Below are 14738 nucleotides of genomic sequence, written 5' to 3'. Positions count from 1 at the left end.
TTGATTCATGGCAGCCGCCCGAGGCTGACACGCTCGTGGCCACCGAAGTCCCTGCAGCTGGCGACATCAACGAAACCGCCGGCGCTCAACAGGCTCCGCACCGCTGACGCCTGATCGTAACCGTGCTCAAGTACCAACCAGCCGGATGAGCTCAGGTGATCGGGCGCCTGCTCAATGATCAGGCGAATGTCGTCCAGACCATCAACACCCGACACCAGCGCACTGCTCGGTTCGAAACGCACATCACCCTGCGACAGATGGGGATCACTGGCGGGGATGTACGGGGGATTGGAGACAATCAACTCAAAACGCTGGCCCCTAAGTGACGAAAACCAGTGGCTCTCGAGAAAGGCTGCATTGCCGAGCCCAAGCCGTTGGGCATTACGAGCCGCCAGCGCAACGGCCTCGGTAACGCGGTCCACGCCGCTGACCTGCCAGGCCGGACGTTCACTGGCAAGCGCAAGGGCAATCGCACCGGTTCCCGTACCCAGATCGAGCACGCTCGCCGCACCACCGGCAGGCAGCACCTTCATCGCTGTCTCTACCAACAGCTCAGTGTCCGGTCTTGGAATTAAGGTATGCGGCGCCACTTCGAGCTCAAGGCTCCAGAAGCCCTGGCGACCCAGGATGTAGGCTACCGGCTCGCCAAGGCGACGACGTTCAAGATGGGCGACAAAGCGGGCCTCGTCCTCAGGCAGTACTTCGCGCTCAGGCCAGGTGCGCAGATAGCTCGGCGACCTGCCCAGCACGGCAGCAAGCAACCACTCGGCATCGAGCTTGGCGCTCGGCGAGTCGGGTAACTGAGCGGCACGCAGCAGGGAGTCGATTGTCGCCATGCTCGAGTTATCCAGGATTCAGTTATACCGCAGTCAGCGAACCAAACCGGTCCGCCGATAAAAAGAGCAGTCAATCACCCAGCGCGGCGAGCTGATCGGCTTGATATTCCTGCAACAGTGGTTCGATTACTTGCTCCACGGCACCGCCGACCATTTCGTTGAGGGAGTACAGCGTCAAGTTGATACGGTGGTCCGTAACGCGCCCCTGCGGGAAGTTGTAGGTCCGAATACGTTCGGAACGATCGCCCGAGCCCACCAGCAGCTTGCGCGTATCGGAAATTTCCTTGTGCGCCGCGCTGTCCTGCACATCTTGCAGCTTGGCTGCCAGCCAGGACATGGCCCGCGCACGGTTCTTATGCTGCGAGCGCTCTTCCTGACATTCGACGACGATACCGCTGGGCATGTGAGTGATGCGCACCGCCGAGTCAGTCTTGTTGATGTGCTGTCCGCCGGCACCCGAGGCACGATAGGTATCGACGCGCAGGTCGGCCGGGTTGATTTCGATCGCGATTTGCTCGTCTGGCTCGGGCAGAACCGCCACGGTGCAGGCCGAGGTATGGATACGCCCCTGAGACTCGGTTTCAGGAACGCGCTGGACCCGGTGCGCGCCCGACTCGAACTTGAGTTTGGCAAAGACGTTGTCGCCCTCGACCCGCGAGATCACTTCTTTGTAGCCGCCGTGCTCGCCCGGGCTTTCAGACAGGATCTCGACGCGCCAGCCTTGCCGTTCGGCGTAGCGGGAATACATACGAAACAGATCCCCGGAGAAGATCGCGGCTTCATCGCCACCGGTGCCAGCCCGAATTTCGAGGAACACGTTACGCCCATCTTTGGGATCCTTCGGCAGGAGCATACGCTGCAGCCGAGCCTCAATCGCTTCGAGCTTACCACGCGCCTCGGTAACCTCTTCTTCGGCCATCTCACGCACGTCGGGATCATTGTCCTTGAGCAGTGCCTGAGCTCCCTCAAGGTCGCACTGCATCTTGAGAAATTTGCGGTAAGCGGCGATAACCGGTTCGACCTCGGCGTACTCGCGCGAATAGGCGCGAAAACGGGTCTGATCGCTGATCACTTCAGCGTCACCCAGCAACGCTGTCAGCTCTTCGAAGCGGTCCTGCAGGGTATCGAGTTTGTTGAGCAGCGACGCTTTCATGGTTTGTCCGTGCTGTCTTGCAGGGCGAAGAGGTCCTGGACGATGCTCAGTGCCTCCACTCTCCCTTCGGCAGAAAGTTTTTTCAGCTGTACGCTAGGCGCGTGCAGCAACTTGTTGGTCAATCCCCGCGCCAGCTGCGCCAGCGCATCCTCGGCTGTGCCGCCATTGGCCAGCAACCGCTGGGCGCGCAGCAACTCCTCATCACGAAGGCGCTCAGCGTGCTGCCGATAGGCCTTGAGCACATCCACGGCGGCCAGCTCACGCAGCCGCGCCATGAAATCGTCAGTTCCGACCGCAACCAGCTCTTCGGCGGCCTGGGCTGCGCCCTGGCGGCTCTTGAGATTCTCTGCGACCACCTCATGAAGATCATCGACGGTGTAGAGATAGACGTCATCCAGATCGGCGACTTGCGCTTCTATATCGCGCGGCACCGCGATATCCACCATGAACATCGGTTTGTGCTTGCGTTTCTTCAACGCCTGCTCGACCGCCCCCTTGCCTAGAATTGGTAGCTGGCTGGCAGTCGAACTGATGACGATATCGCTGTTGTAGAGTTCCTGCGGGATGTCGGCAAGCAAGATGGCATGGGCACCGAACTGCTCGGCCAGCGCGCTTGCGCGTTCGAGGGTACGGTTGGCAACCACGATGCGCTTGACGCCTTGCTCGTGCAGGTGCCGAGCAACCAGGGTGATGGTTTCGCCAGCGCCGATCAGCAATGCCTGGCTGCGATCGAGGTTGGCGAAGATCTGCTTGGCCAGGCTGACAGCGGCGAAAGCGACCGAAACCGGGTTTTCACCAATGGCAGTGTCAGTACGTACAGTCTTGGCGGTACTAAAGGTCGCCTGGAACAGACGACCCAGCAGCGGGCCGACGCTACCGGCCTCGCGCGCCACAGCATAAGCGGACTTCATCTGCCCGAGAATCTGCGGCTCGCCCAGCACCATCGAATCCAGACCGGAGGCCACACGCATCATGTGCCGCACGGCCTGGTCGTCGGTGTGCACATAGGCACAGGCTTTGAGGTCCTCGAGACTCAAGCGATGGTAGTTGGCCAACCAGGCCAACACCGTCTCGGCCTCGAGCTGCTCCTGCTCCAGGTAAAGCTCGCTGCGATTGCAGGTCGACAGAATAGCGGCTTCACGCGTAGGCGTGACACGACACAGCTGCTGCAGCGCCTCCACCATCTGTTCGGGCGTGAACGCCACACGCTCGCGCACGTCCACCGATGCGGTCTTGTGATTAATGCCAAGCGCGATGAAAGCCATGCAGGATCGCTGATTCGAAAACGGAGCGCGCGATTCTCCTACTTCGCCTGCCTCAGAACAACCATTGCCAGACATTGTCTGTTACGGACCAAACCCACAAAACGCTGGGCCCAAGCCGAGCCGTGTGCTTGCCTGGCGGCTTGTGTCATCATGCCGCGACCGCAGATCAGCCTAAGTTTCCTATGAAAAAACTCCTCGCCCTCAGCGCCGCTCTATTGCTCGGTGGCTGCCAAAGCTTCATGCAGAGCCCCCCTGACAGCAGCCCGCCAATCGAGGAAGCCACGGCGGAGCCTGCGGCAAAAAGCCCAAGCGAGTACGGCTCGTTCAGCGGCGATACCCTCTATGCGTTGCTGGTGGCAGAGCTGGCCGGCCAGCGCAACCGCTTCGACATCGCCTTGGGCAGCTATGTCCAACAGGCCAACGCGACCCAGGATGCCGGCGTGGCAGAGCGCGGATTCCGTATCGCCGAATACCTCGGCGCCGACCAGGCTGCGCTGGATACGGCGATCATCTGGGCGAACAATGCACCGGACAATCTCGATGCCCAGCGAGCGGCAGCCATTCAGTTGGCACGCGCAGGGCGCTATGAAGAGTCGCTGTCCTTCATGGAAAAGGTGCTCAAGGGTCAGGGCGATACGCATTTCGACTTCCTCGCGCTATCCGCCGCTGAAACCGATCCGGACACGCGCAGCGGCCTGCTGAAGAGCTTCGACCAGTTGCTGGCCAAGCATCCCGACAATCCTCAACTGAAATTCGGTAAGGCCGTCCTGCTGCAGCAGGACGCTCGCCCTGAAGAGGCACTCGCGCTGCTTGAGGAGCAACCGTCCGACGAGCAGGAAATTCCGTCGATTTTGCTCCAGGCGCGCCTGTTACAGATTCTCGAGCGTGGCAACGAGGCCATGCCGCTTCTGGAAAACAGCCTCCGCCTGCATCCCGAAGATAAGCGCTTGCGCTTGACCTATGCGCGCCTTTTGGTGGAGCAGAATCGGGTCGAGGACGCAATGGGCGAATTCGCTACGCTGGTTCAGCAGCACCCTAGCGACGATGACTTGCGCTTCTCGCTGGCGCTGGTATGCCTCGAAGCGCAGGCCTGGCGTGAGGCGATCGTCTATCTGGAAGAGCTGATCGACCGCGGGAGCCATCTGGACGCCGCTCATTTCAACCTAGGCCGCGCTTACCGTGAGCTAGGCAAAAATGAGCAGGCATTGACCGCGTTCGCCAAGGTCGGGCCTGGCAATGAATACCTGCCGGCGAAACTGATGCAGGCGGAGCTGCTGTTTGCCCTTGGCCGCAACCAGGAAGCATCGAGGCTGCTGGCAAGCGCTCGTGACGAGCAGCCTGATTACGCTATTCAGCTATACCTCATTGAGCTGGAAGCACTGTCCGGACAGCAACAGATAGAAGCGGCATGGGAACTGGCAGAACAGGCGCTGAATGAATTTCCCGACGACCTGAACCTGCTCTACACCCGAGCCATGATTGCGGAGAAGCGTGGTGACCTGCCTCAGCTGGAGCGAGACCTGCGCTACATCATTGAGCGTGAGCCGGACAATGCAATGGCTATCAATGCGCTCGGCTATACGCTGGCTGACCGCACCGACCGATACCAGGAAGCACTTGATCTGATCGAACAGGCTTATCGTATCAACCCTGACGATGCCGCAATTCTCGACTCGCTTGGCTGGGTCAACTATCGACTGGGCAATCTGCAAGAAGCAGAAGCCCAGCTGCGCAAGGCGCTTGAGCGCTTTCCCGACCATGAAGTCGCCGCTCATCTTGGCGAAGTACTGTGGTCTGCTGGCAAGCAGCGCGAAGCGCGCGCCATCTGGGCAAAAGCACTGAAGGACAATTCGGACAGCGAAGTGCTGCGCGAAACCATCAAACGCCTGACAGGCTCGGAGAAACCCTGACCCATGAAGCTGATGCGTAACCTGCTGATCTCCACCTTTGCCCTGCTGCTGGCTGGTTGCGCCGGTCTTGGTCCGCAGGAGTCCGTGGAAGGCCCCGGCAATGCCGAGGACTGGAAAGCCCATAAGGCCCACATCAGCGAGATCGATGGCTGGCAGATCAGCGGCAAGATTGGAATCCAGGCACCGCAGGATTCAGGCAGCGGCACCTTGTTCTGGCTGCAGCGCCAGGGCTACTTCGACATCCGCCTTTCTGGCCCTCTGGGGCGTGGCGCCACGCGCCTGACAGGACGTCCTGATGCGGTGGCCCTGGAGGTTGCCGGACAGGGACGCTTCGAGGCCGAATCGCCAGAGGCATTGGTTGAAAGCCAGCTGGGATGGCAATTGCCTGTCTCCCACCTTCTCTATTGGGTACGCGGCCTTCCGGCGCCGGATAGCCGCAGCCGCATTGCGCTTGATCCCAACGGGCGACTTGCCAGCTTGCAGCAGGATGGTTGGGATGTGCAGTATCTGGGCTACACCGAGGAGGACGGGTACACACTGCCAAACCGCATCAAACTGGCAGGCCGGGACCTCAAGATCACACTGGTTGTGAAGGACTGGCAACCGCGCCAGCTCGGACACTGATGCGCGCGCTGACACTTCCCGCCCCAGCCAAACTCAATCTCATGCTGCATATCCTCGGCCGTCGCGCCGACGGCTATCATGAGCTGCAAACGCTGTTTCAGTTCCTTGACCACGGTGACGAGCTGACCTTTACAGCTCGAACCGATGGGCAGATTCGATTGCACACGGACCTTCCCGGCGTCGACCATGACAGTAACCTGATCGTCCGCGCTGCACGCCTGCTCCAGACCCACAGCGCCTGCACCCTCGGCGCTGACATAGAACTGATCAAGCGCCTGCCCATGGGCGGCGGCATCGGCGGCGGAAGCTCCGACGCAGCCACTACCCTGCTGGGCCTGGATTACCTCTGGCAGACTCGCCTCGGCGTAGATCGACTGGCGGCTATCGGCCTGACCCTGGGCGCCGACGTGCCAGTGTTTGTCAGAGGCCGCGCGGCCTTTGCAGAAGGGGTCGGTGAACGCCTGCAACCGGTCGAATTGAGCGAACCCTGGTACCTTGTCGTCGCTCCGCAAGTCTCTGTTAGTACAGCGGAAATATTTTCCGACCCAGAGTTGACACGCAATACCCCGGCCATTACAGTTCGCAGCCTTCTTGCAGGGGGCGGTCATAACGACTGTCAGCCGGTAGTCGAGAGGCGTTACCCAGAAGTCCGTAACGCTTTGAGCTTGTTGAACAAATTTGTTCCAGCAAGAATGACCGGCACTGGAGCTTGTGTGTTTGGGAGCTTCCCAAACAAAGGTGAGGCTGATAAAGTTTGCCGCCAACTTCCAGCCGATTTACCAGCATTCATCGCTCAAGGCCGCAACATTTCGATGCTGCACCGAAAGCTCGCAAAGCTGGCATAGGAAGCAAGTGGTTAGAGGTTGTACGTTACAGGGGCGTCGCCAAGCGGTAAGGCACCAGGTTTTGATCCTGGCATGCGTTGGTTCGAATCCAGCCGCCCCTGCCATAACCTTTCGGGGTTAGTACAGCTGGACAAGCACTTTTCAGGGTTACATCTACAGGGGCGTCGCCAAGCGGTAAGGCACCAGGTTTTGATCCTGGCATGCGTTGGTTCGAATCCAGCCGCCCCTGCCAAACATCACGAGAGCTGTTCAAAACGCCTGGCCTTTTGAACAGCTTTTTGTTTCATCGGATCCACCCTCAGGCAGGTACTGCGCGTGTCCAAGATGATGGTCTTCACGGGGAATGCCAACCCCGACCTGGCCCGGCGTGTTGTACGTCAGCTGCATATCCCTCTCGGTGACGCCTACGTCGGTAAATTCTCCGACGGCGAAATCAGTGTCGAGATCAATGAGAACGTTCGCGGTAAGGACGTCTTCCTGATTCAGCCGACCTGTGCTCCCACCAACGACAATCTGATGGAACTGGTTGTGATGGCAGACGCCTTCCGCCGGTCCTCCGCCACTCGCATCACAGCCGTCATCCCCTACTTTGGTTACGCCCGTCAGGATCGCCGTCCGCGCTCCGCACGTGTGCCGATCAGTGCCAAGGTCGTGGCCGACATGCTCGATGTGGTAGGCGTTAACCGCGTCCTCACGGTCGACCTGCACGCCGATCAGATTCAGGGCTTCTTCGACATGCCCGTGGATAACATCTACGGCTCGCCGGTCCTGGTTGATGACATCCAGGCTCAGCGCTTCGAGAATCTGATGATCGTCTCCCCCGATATTGGTGGCGTGGTGCGTGCTCGTGCCGTCGCCAAGTCGCTGGGTGTGGATCTGGCGATCATCGACAAGCGTCGCCCGAAGGCCAACCAGTCTGAGGTGATGCACATCATTGGCGATATCGAAGGTCGTACCTGCATCCTCGTCGATGACATGGTCGATACCGCCGGCACTCTGTGCCACGCCGCTACTGCTCTGAAAGATCATGGCGCTGCCAAGGTCTTTGCGTATTGCACACATCCGATTCTGTCCGGTCGCGCCATCGAGAACATCGAAGGCTCGGTTCTCGACGAACTGGTCGTGACCAATACCATTCCGCTGTCCGCAGCGGCGCAAGCCTGTACTCGTATTCGCCAGCTGGACATCGCGCCAATGGTGGCTGAAGCGGTTCGCCGCATCAGCAATGCTGAATCGATCAGCGCGATGTTCCGCTAAGCCCAACGCTTAGCCCTTTGCGCAGAACGAAAATGTGCCCCGCCTCGTGCGGGGTTTTTTGCCCAACCGCCCGGTAGCGCTGGTCGCGAGCGTTTCGGGTGCGTTGTTATCCTGGAGAAACACAATGACTGATTTCACTCTGAATGCCCAAGTGCGTTCCGACCTGGGGAAAGGTGCGAGCCGCCGCCTGCGTCGTAACGCCAGCCTCGTCCCGGCCGTAATCTACGGTGGTGACAAAGCCCCGCAGTCCATCAGCCTGCTGGCCAAAGACCTGGCCAAAATGCTGGAAAACGAAGCCTCCTTCAGCCACGTGCTGACCCTGAATGTCGATGGCCAGAACGAATCCGTTCTGATCAAGGCACTGCAGCGTCATCCGGCCAAGAGCTTCGTCCTGCACGCTGACTTCGTCCGCGTCGTCGAAGGTCACAAGCTGACCGCTACCGTTCCGCTGCACTTCATCAACCAGGAAACCTCGGTTGGCGTGAAGCAGCAGGGTGGCGAAATCCTGCACAACATCAACGAAGTCGAAGTGTCCTGCATGCCGCAAGACCTGCCGGAGTTCATCGAGGTCGACATGGCCAAGGTTGAAGTCGGCCAGGTTCTGCACATGACCGACCTGACTCTGCCGAAAGGCGTTCAGCTGGTCGCCCTGGCACACGGCAGTGACCTGCCAGTTGCCAACGTTCACGCCCCTCGCGTGAGCAAGGAAGACACTCCGAAAGAAGAAGGCGCTGCCGAGTAATCCACTCGTCATTACCTGAGGAAGGGCCTCTGTCGTGACTGCCGTTAAACTGATCGTCGGCCTGGGTAATCCAGGCCCTGAATACGACCAGACCCGGCATAACGCAGGGGCCCTTTTCGTTGAGCGTCTGGCTGCCCACAAGGGCGTCAACCTCAGCGCCGATCGCAAGTATTTCGGCCTGGTCGGCAAGTTTCGCCATCAGGACGAAGATGTCCGCCTGTTGATCCCCACCACCTTCATGAACCGCAGCGGTCAGGCGGTGGCGGCACTGGCTGGATTTTTCCGTATTCCCCCCGAGTCTATCCTGGTTGCCCACGATGAACTCGACATGCCCCCCGGCATTGCCAAGCTCAAACAGGGCGGCGGCCATGGCGGGCATAACGGGCTTCGCGACATCATTGCCAAGCTCGGCAATCAGAACAATTTCTACCGCCTGCGTCTGGGCATCGGTCATCCGGGCCACAGCAGTCTGGTAACCGGTTATGTATTGGGCCGGGCGCCCCAGGCCGAGCGCGAAAAGCTCGACGCCAGCATCGGCTTTACGTTCGACGTGCTACCCGAGATTCTTGCCGGTGACTGGACGCGTGCGATGCAGCGTCTGCACAGCCAGAAGGCCTGATCGAACTCGACGCGGGACCGCAAGACAAGGCAACGGCTGAGCGGAAAGCTTGCACTGCAGCGCATCACGAAGCCGTTTAACGCAGTTTGGCAACGCCGGTAGCGCATCCGCTGCCAGCCAGTACCGAGGCAAGACACCATGGGATTCAATTGCGGCATCGTCGGCCTGCCCAACGTCGGCAAGTCCACCCTGTTCAACGCGCTGACCAAGTCAGGTATCGCTGCGGAAAACTTCCCCTTCTGCACCATCGAGCCGAACAGCGGTATCGTACCGATGCCCGATCCGCGCCTGCAGGCCCTGGCCGATATCGTCAAGCCCGAGCGAATCCTGCCGACTACCATGGAGTTCGTCGACATCGCCGGCCTCGTTGAAGGCGCTTCCAAAGGCGAAGGTCTGGGCAACAAGTTTCTAGCCAACATCCGCGAAACCGATGCCATTGCCCACGTGGTGCGCTGCTTTGAAGACGAGAACGTCATTCACGTCTCCAACTCGGTCGACCCCAAGCGCGACATCGAAATCATCGAACTGGAACTGATCTTTGCCGACCTCGACAGCTGCGAAAAGCAACTGCAGCGCGTCACACGCAACGCCAAGGGCGGCGACAAGGAAGCCGTCGCGCAGAAAGCGCTGCTGGAAAAGCTGGTCCCGCACTTCACCGAAGGCAAGCCGGCCCGCACGCTGCTGAAGAAGCTGGGTGAGGACGAGATGCAGCTGGCCAAGGGTTTCCACCTGCTGACCAGCAAGCCGGTAATGTATATCGCCAACGTTGCCGAAGACGGTTTCGAGAACAACCCGCATCTGGACGTGGTAAACGCCATCGCAGCCGAAGAAGGTGCCGTCGTGGTGCCGGTGTGCAACAAGATCGAAGCGGAAATCGCCGAATTGGACGATGGCGAGGAAAAAGACATGTTCCTCGAGTCGCTAGGCCTCGAAGAGCCCGGCTTGAACCGCGTGATTCGTGCCGGTTATGAACTGCTCAACTTGCAGACCTACTTCACCGCTGGCGTGAAGGAAGTCCGCGCCTGGACCGTGAAGATCGGCGCCACCGCCCCCCAGGGTGCCGGCGTGATCCACACCGATTTCGAGAAAGGCTTCATCCGCGCCGAAGTGGTCGCCTATAACGACTTCATTCAGTACAAGGGCGAAGCCGGCGCCAAGGAAGCCGGCAAATGGCGCCTGGAAGGCAAGGAATACATCATCAAGGACGGCGACGTGATGCACTTCCGCTTCAACGTGTAAGCGAAATCGCCAGCTCGGCATGCGCTTGATGCAACTCTCAAAAAGCCTCGCTCACGCGAGGCTTTTTGCATTCCGAGCCGCAAACTCGTCCTGCTGAACAGTCGGGAAAAGCGTCTGCTCCAGGCATCTGACTGACGACCGGTACGGAATCTGACCATCATCCGCGGAATATTCGCCCCGCTTGCGCGGTCGGAACAGGCAGACCTGCCGAAGCCGGAGCCCAGATGAACAGCCTCACCGAACCACCGCTGCAGCACCTCGACGACGCCTTTTTCGACCGGGACGCGCAAGTCGTCGCTCAGGCATTGCTTGGAACCGTCATTCGCCGCTGCGTAGACGGGCTGTGGTTGTCGGCGCGCATCATCGAGACAGAGGCCTACTACATCGACGAGAAAGCCAGTCACTCTTCGCTCGGTCACAGCCCCTCGCGGCGCGCCATGTTCATGCCAGCCGGGCATCTCTATCTCTATTACTCACGCGGCGGGGACTCGCTCAACTTCAGCGTACAAGGGGACGGCAACGCCGTCTGCATCAAGGCCGGATATCCCTGGGTCGACTCGCTGTCATGTGAGGAATCCATCGAACGCATGCGCACCAACAGCCCCTCGGCCGCAGGCGGCCCACGTCCCCTGACCCGTCTCTGCTCCGGCCAGACACTGTTATGCAAGGCCCTGGGGCTGAAGGTTGCAGAGTGGAATGCCCAGCGCATGGACCCTGCCAGACTGCGCGTGGACGACATTGGCGCACGTCCGGACATCATCCAGACCACACGCCTGGGCATCCCCACCGGCCGCGACGAGCATCTGCCCTACCGCTTCGTGGATGCGGGCTTTGCCGCGCACTGCACACGCAATCCGCTACGCCGCGGGCAACAAGAAGGCCAGGATTACGCGCTGCTGCGCCGCGAGTCATTGGCGAGCTAGTTTCTGACTCAAACAGCCCTGACCAAACGAATTCTCGTGATCTCCGACGGCGCACCAAAGCGCAGCGGCGGCCCCCAATAACCCGTGCCACGGCTTATATAGATCTGCATCTCACCGACGCGCTGCAACCCTGCCACCCATGGTTGCTGCCAGCGCACGAAATGCATCCAGGGCCAGAACTGCCCGCCGTGCGTATGCCCCGACAACTGCAGATCGCAGCCCACCTCCAACGCGGCTTTGGCCGAACGGGGCTGGTGCGCCAGCAGGAGGCGCGGCACGTCATCGGGCGCACCGGCAAATGCTGCGACCGGATCGCTGCGATGGCTGGGACGAAACAGCTCGGCCGAATAATCGGCGATACCTGCCAACACCATACGTGCGTCGCCGTGTTCGAGCTGAACATGACGATTGAGCAGCACGGCCATACCCAGCCGCTCGAACTCGGAAATCCAGCTGTCCGCACCGGAGTAGTACTCGTGATTGCCGGTCACCACATACGTACCATGCCGCGCGCTTAATTGCGCCAACGGGGCGATGTCATCGGCCAGATCGGCAACGCTGCCATCTACCAGATCACCGGTAATCACGATGAGGTCCGGCGAAAGCCCGTTGACCCGCCTGACTATCGCATCGATGTAGCCCTGCTTGATCGTCGGACCCACGTGGATGTCGCTGAGCTGCACGATGCTGAAGCCCTCCAGCCCTGGCGGAAGATCTCGCAGCGCGATGCTGCGTTCAACCACACGAGCCGTGCGCCGCGCATTGAGCACACCGAACAGGGTGACCGCTGCGACCGCAACGATCACCGCCAACGCCGAGCCACGCCCAATAGCAGCCGACTCCCACCCGAGCAGCGAGGCCACCACCAAAACAAAGGCGCGCAGCAGTGCGAAGATCGCCAGACTGGAAAAGATGCCCATCGCCAACAACCCGGACCACGCCAGCAGCGCACTCCCGGCGCAGCGTACCAGCACACCGAAACGCATCAGCACAGCCGAGAGCACGAGATAGCCCCACGCCAAGACGCTGCCGAATGGCCCAAGGGACAGATCTGGAATCAGCGTGACACCGACGAACACATGCAAGCCAATCAGCAGCGCAACAACTAGCAACCGCCTGTTCATGCATTAACGTCTCTAAAGCAAGGGTGGAGTATTGTTACGCACCCTGGCGGCAGGCGGCGTAACGGAATCGAAAAGAACTTGTACCACGCTTATGCCTAGGATCCCCGTCCGTAATGCCCAAGCACAGAAAAGTGCGGTGTCTCAGGCACAAGTCATGAGTGTATGGCCAGCGCCATCAGTGACAGACGTTGACCGAAACTACTTACCCGTTCAATTTCGATCCGTTGAGGGCTGGATTGACTGGGTGCCAGCTCAACTAACGTCACGGGCAGTCGCCAGCCGTAAGCGACTGATCTGTCGCGCAGAAGCGGCGCGGTGACCCTCACACCTGGATACAGAGCCGGAGCGCGCTAGCCTCACAGCTGAAAACCGCCGGCACGCCTACCCATCGATAAGCACAACCTAACTGCTACATAACGCCAGGATCAGGCATCGGGTCCGGAGGTGGCGGTTCTTTTTCCAGCTGCTCGAGTACTTCGTCCGGTAGAACACCGCCATCATCCAGCTCGGTGTCACTCTCGGCGTCGTCGAGGTCGTTCATCGGCGATTCGTCCGCCAGCCAGGGATGGAGCGGTGGATCGCTTGGAAAAGTAATGCTGAGCATGATTTATCTCCTAGCATATGTGCCTGAGGGATTAGGCAGGTCTGGCGATGCATCGTTCGGACCGGTCATCCGTGACCCGTCCAGGCATGTTCACCCTGGAACTCGCTCAGGGCACTATGGAAACAGGTGATCCTCGCAGCCAACGTGGTATTGCGGCTGTAAACCGCGTCGGCCGGCTGAAACACCCTGACTTTCGCCTCGACTAGCACAAGCGCGAACACCTCGCTGCCAGCCTCTAGCGCAGGTGCTGCGAATGACAGACGAGCAGAAGCATCAGATCGCCGTGCCCGACTGCAGCGAGCGCCTGGCCACCCTCGTATTCCCGCCAAAATGGGCTTTATCGACAGCGCACCGACAACGGTCGGACCGGCAGCATAAGCATTTGAAAAAGCAGGTAGAAAAAGCACACCCTGAGGGTTGACACACAACCGCTCGGCGCCAATAATGCGCGCCACTTGGCTACGTAGCTCAGTTGGTTAGAGCATAGCATTCATAATGCTGGGGTCCGGGGTTCAAGTCCCTGCGTAGCCACCAAACAAAACAAGGGCTTACCGAAAGGTAGGCCCTTTTTTGTTGTGCTCAGTGACTACAGAGTGTCTACACCCTGCCTACCTGCCGCTCTCAACGGCAATGCTGCTGCTCGCACGGAACGCCGTCGTAGTTCCCGTCCATCTTCGTACCGGGGCAGTTCCGAAGGAAGAACGTCGCTTCCTCACAGGATCTCATCTGAGAACAGTGAGTGCGGCCATCGCATGAGTAAGAGCTGCTCGCAACCTTAGGGAAGCCTGTAGCCGGCTTAGACTGCGCTGCTGTTGTCGATAGGACCGTAGAACTTACTGACTGCCCCGCACCCGGCTTTAGGTAGAAATGCCAAACTGCCGCGCCGATCATGAGGGCGATTAGTAAGTTCTTCATCGTGAATCCTTTCAACGGTTTTTTTGAGGCGCAGATAGTGTCTGACTAACCGACTGCTCGCAACGGTTCGACCTCATGCTCTATCTCTTCGCCATTCGCCGCATAGGTAGTCGCTAGGGCGTAGTCCGACTGCAGGTTCATCCAGAACTGGGCGGACGTGTCGAAGTAGCGGCCCAGGCGAATAGCGGTATCAGCCGTTATCCCGCGACGCTCGCGCACAATGTCATTAATGGTCGGGGCCGATACACGTAGCGCACGAGCAAGCGCAGTGGGAGTGATGCCCAGCGGCTCTAGAAATTCTTCGCGCAGCACTTCACCAGGGTGAACGGGGCGCATGCCGTTAATTGCCATGTAGCCACCTCCTCAGTGGTAATCGACGATCTCAACCTGTGTGGGGCCTGCGTCTGTCCAGACAAAGCAGATCCGCCACTGGTCGTTGATCCTGATGCTATGTTGCCCTGCTCGGTTGCCTTGCAATGCTTCCAATCTGTTGCCCGGCGGGGAGCGTAGATCTCGCAGCTCCGTTGCCGCATTGAGCATCGCGAGCTTTCTGGTCGCGACGTTCAGGATGTTTCCCCAACGCCGGGAGCCTCCTGACTCGAACAACGCTCGGGTTTCATCACACCTGAAACTCAGAATCACGCTTTAATCCTTAACGTTAAGCGTTAATGAATCATATACC

Annotated in this window: 16 protein-coding genes and 3 tRNA genes; 11 read left to right on the top strand and 8 right to left on the bottom strand. The window is 59.7% G+C overall.

All coding sequences use genetic code 11. From position 1 onward, the window contains the following. Window positions 1-5: 5 nt before the first annotated feature. From prmC to hemA, 3 genes are all read right to left on the bottom strand, one after another. Complete coding sequence (gene prmC / locus ALTERO38_RS03915) at window positions 6-836, bottom strand: peptide chain release factor N(5)-glutamine methyltransferase (RefSeq protein ID WP_159967344.1); 831 nt, start codon at window positions 834-836, stop codon at window positions 6-8. A gap of 70 nt (window positions 837-906) precedes the next feature. Then, on the bottom strand, window positions 907-1989 hold the full coding sequence (gene prfA, locus ALTERO38_RS03910; protein ID WP_159967343.1) for a peptide chain release factor 1: 1083 nt from the start codon (window positions 1987-1989) through the stop codon (window positions 907-909). Further along, window positions 1986-3254 (bottom strand): glutamyl-tRNA reductase, encoded by a 1269-nt coding sequence (gene hemA, locus ALTERO38_RS03905; RefSeq protein WP_102838013.1) that lies wholly within the window; start codon window positions 3252-3254, stop codon window positions 1986-1988. The genes prfA and hemA overlap by 4 nt, the downstream gene beginning before the upstream one ends. Before the next feature lie 182 nt (window positions 3255-3436). Between hemA and ALTERO38_RS03900 the strand changes: the two genes are divergently transcribed. The 10 genes from ALTERO38_RS03900 to ALTERO38_RS03855 all read left to right on the top strand — a co-directional run bounded on the left by ALTERO38_RS03900 (window position 3437) and on the right by ALTERO38_RS03855 (window position 11413). Then, complete coding sequence (locus ALTERO38_RS03900; RefSeq protein WP_159967342.1) at window positions 3437-5164, top strand: tetratricopeptide repeat protein; 1728 nt, start codon at window positions 3437-3439, stop codon at window positions 5162-5164. 3 nt (window positions 5165-5167) lie between these two features. Then, window positions 5168-5788 (top strand): lipoprotein insertase outer membrane protein LolB, encoded by a 621-nt coding sequence (gene lolB, locus ALTERO38_RS03895; protein WP_159967341.1) that lies wholly within the window; start codon window positions 5168-5170, stop codon window positions 5786-5788. After that, window positions 5788-6633 (top strand): 4-(cytidine 5'-diphospho)-2-C-methyl-D-erythritol kinase, encoded by an 846-nt coding sequence (gene ispE, locus ALTERO38_RS03890; protein ID WP_159967340.1) that lies wholly within the window; start codon window positions 5788-5790, stop codon window positions 6631-6633. Before lolB ends, ispE begins: the two co-directional genes overlap by 1 nt. 29 nt (window positions 6634-6662) lie before the next feature. Next, window positions 6663-6737, top strand: a tRNA-Gln gene (locus ALTERO38_RS03885). A 53-nt stretch (window positions 6738-6790) separates the two neighbouring features. Continuing rightward, window positions 6791-6865: transfer RNA gene (locus tag ALTERO38_RS03880), tRNA-Gln, on the top strand. Between the two features lie 83 nt (window positions 6866-6948). Continuing rightward, entirely contained in the window at window positions 6949-7890 is a 942-nt protein-coding gene (locus ALTERO38_RS03875) for a ribose-phosphate pyrophosphokinase (RefSeq protein ID WP_021208703.1), read from the top strand. A 124-nt stretch (window positions 7891-8014) separates the two neighbouring features. Then, a complete protein-coding gene (locus tag ALTERO38_RS03870; RefSeq protein WP_102838017.1) occupies window positions 8015-8632 on the top strand; it encodes a 50S ribosomal protein L25/general stress protein Ctc in 618 nt (205 codons plus the stop codon). Window positions 8633-8666: 34 nt separating this feature from the next. Further along, on the top strand, window positions 8667-9251 hold the full coding sequence (pth, locus tag ALTERO38_RS03865) for an aminoacyl-tRNA hydrolase (RefSeq protein ID WP_159967339.1): 585 nt from the start codon (window positions 8667-8669) through the stop codon (window positions 9249-9251). Between the two features lie 138 nt (window positions 9252-9389). Beyond that, the gene (ychF, locus tag ALTERO38_RS03860; protein WP_159967338.1) at window positions 9390-10490 is read left to right on the top strand and encodes a redox-regulated ATPase YchF; all 1101 of its coding nucleotides are present in this window, start codon (window positions 9390-9392) and stop codon (window positions 10488-10490) included. 224 nt (window positions 10491-10714) lie between these two features. Then, window positions 10715-11413: a DNA-3-methyladenine glycosylase gene (locus ALTERO38_RS03855; protein WP_159967337.1), complete on the top strand. Its 699-nt coding sequence runs from the start codon at window positions 10715-10717 to the stop codon at window positions 11411-11413. An 8-nt stretch (window positions 11414-11421) separates the two neighbouring features. Here ALTERO38_RS03855 and ALTERO38_RS03850 read toward each other — a convergent pair whose 3' ends face one another. Further along, entirely contained in the window at window positions 11422-12537 is a 1116-nt protein-coding gene (locus tag ALTERO38_RS03850) for a metallophosphoesterase (protein ID WP_159967336.1), read from the bottom strand. Window positions 12538-12946: 409 nt separating this feature from the next. Next, window positions 12947-13141: a hypothetical protein gene (locus ALTERO38_RS03845; protein ID WP_148924464.1), complete on the bottom strand. Its 195-nt coding sequence runs from the start codon at window positions 13139-13141 to the stop codon at window positions 12947-12949. 457 nt (window positions 13142-13598) lie between these two features. Here ALTERO38_RS03845 and ALTERO38_RS03840 point away from each other — a divergent pair. Further along, window positions 13599-13675: transfer RNA gene (locus tag ALTERO38_RS03840), tRNA-Met, on the top strand. An 87-nt stretch (window positions 13676-13762) separates the two neighbouring features. On the opposite strand, the gene ALTERO38_RS03835 is transcribed toward ALTERO38_RS03840, so the two are convergent. The 3 genes from ALTERO38_RS03835 to ALTERO38_RS03825 all read right to left on the bottom strand — a co-directional run bounded on the left by ALTERO38_RS03835 (window position 13763) and on the right by ALTERO38_RS03825 (window position 14698). Next, entirely contained in the window at window positions 13763-14032 is a 270-nt protein-coding gene (locus ALTERO38_RS03835) for an excalibur calcium-binding domain-containing protein (RefSeq protein WP_306109794.1), read from the bottom strand. A gap of 69 nt (window positions 14033-14101) precedes the next feature. After that, window positions 14102-14407, bottom strand: coding sequence for a HigA family addiction module antitoxin (locus ALTERO38_RS03830; protein ID WP_159967334.1), 306 nt, complete (start codon window positions 14405-14407; stop codon window positions 14102-14104). Window positions 14408-14419: 12 nt separating this feature from the next. After that, window positions 14420-14698, bottom strand: a complete 279-nt coding sequence (locus ALTERO38_RS03825; RefSeq protein WP_046162618.1) for a type II toxin-antitoxin system RelE/ParE family toxin — start codon at window positions 14696-14698, stop codon at window positions 14420-14422. Window positions 14699-14738: the final 40 nt, after the last annotated feature.

Origin of the sequence: Pseudomonas sp. 9Ag (assembly GCF_902506445.1) — a bacterium.
GTDB classification, from domain to species: Bacteria; Pseudomonadota; Gammaproteobacteria; order Pseudomonadales; family Pseudomonadaceae; genus Stutzerimonas; species Stutzerimonas stutzeri_AB.
Note: the sequence above shows the minus strand (reverse complement) of the source record. Positions and strands in the feature narration are given on the sequence as shown.

Coding starts and splice junctions, on each gene's coding strand:
- prmC (WP_159967344.1), bottom strand. CDS start 836: ATGGCGACAATCGACTCCCTGCTGCGTGCCGCTCAGTTACCCGACTCG.
- prfA (WP_159967343.1), bottom strand. CDS start 1,989: ATGAAAGCGTCGCTGCTCAACAAACTCGATACCCTGCAGGACCGCTTC.
- hemA (WP_102838013.1), bottom strand. CDS start 3,254: ATGGCTTTCATCGCGCTTGGCATTAATCACAAGACCGCATCGGTGGAC.
- ALTERO38_RS03900 (WP_159967342.1), top strand. CDS start 3,437: ATGAAAAAACTCCTCGCCCTCAGCGCCGCTCTATTGCTCGGTGGCTGC.
- lolB (WP_159967341.1), top strand. CDS start 5,168: ATGAAGCTGATGCGTAACCTGCTGATCTCCACCTTTGCCCTGCTGCTG.
- ispE (WP_159967340.1), top strand. CDS start 5,788: ATGCGCGCGCTGACACTTCCCGCCCCAGCCAAACTCAATCTCATGCTG.
- ALTERO38_RS03870 (WP_102838017.1), top strand. CDS start 8,015: ATGACTGATTTCACTCTGAATGCCCAAGTGCGTTCCGACCTGGGGAAA.
- ychF (WP_159967338.1), top strand. CDS start 9,390: ATGGGATTCAATTGCGGCATCGTCGGCCTGCCCAACGTCGGCAAGTCC.
- ALTERO38_RS03855 (WP_159967337.1), top strand. CDS start 10,715: ATGAACAGCCTCACCGAACCACCGCTGCAGCACCTCGACGACGCCTTT.
- ALTERO38_RS03850 (WP_159967336.1), bottom strand. CDS start 12,537: ATGAACAGGCGGTTGCTAGTTGTTGCGCTGCTGATTGGCTTGCATGTG.
- ALTERO38_RS03845 (WP_148924464.1), bottom strand. CDS start 13,141: ATGCTCAGCATTACTTTTCCAAGCGATCCACCGCTCCATCCCTGGCTG.
- ALTERO38_RS03835 (WP_306109794.1), bottom strand. CDS start 14,032: ATGATCGGCGCGGCAGTTTGGCATTTCTACCTAAAGCCGGGTGCGGGG.
- ALTERO38_RS03830 (WP_159967334.1), bottom strand. CDS start 14,407: ATGGCAATTAACGGCATGCGCCCCGTTCACCCTGGTGAAGTGCTGCGC.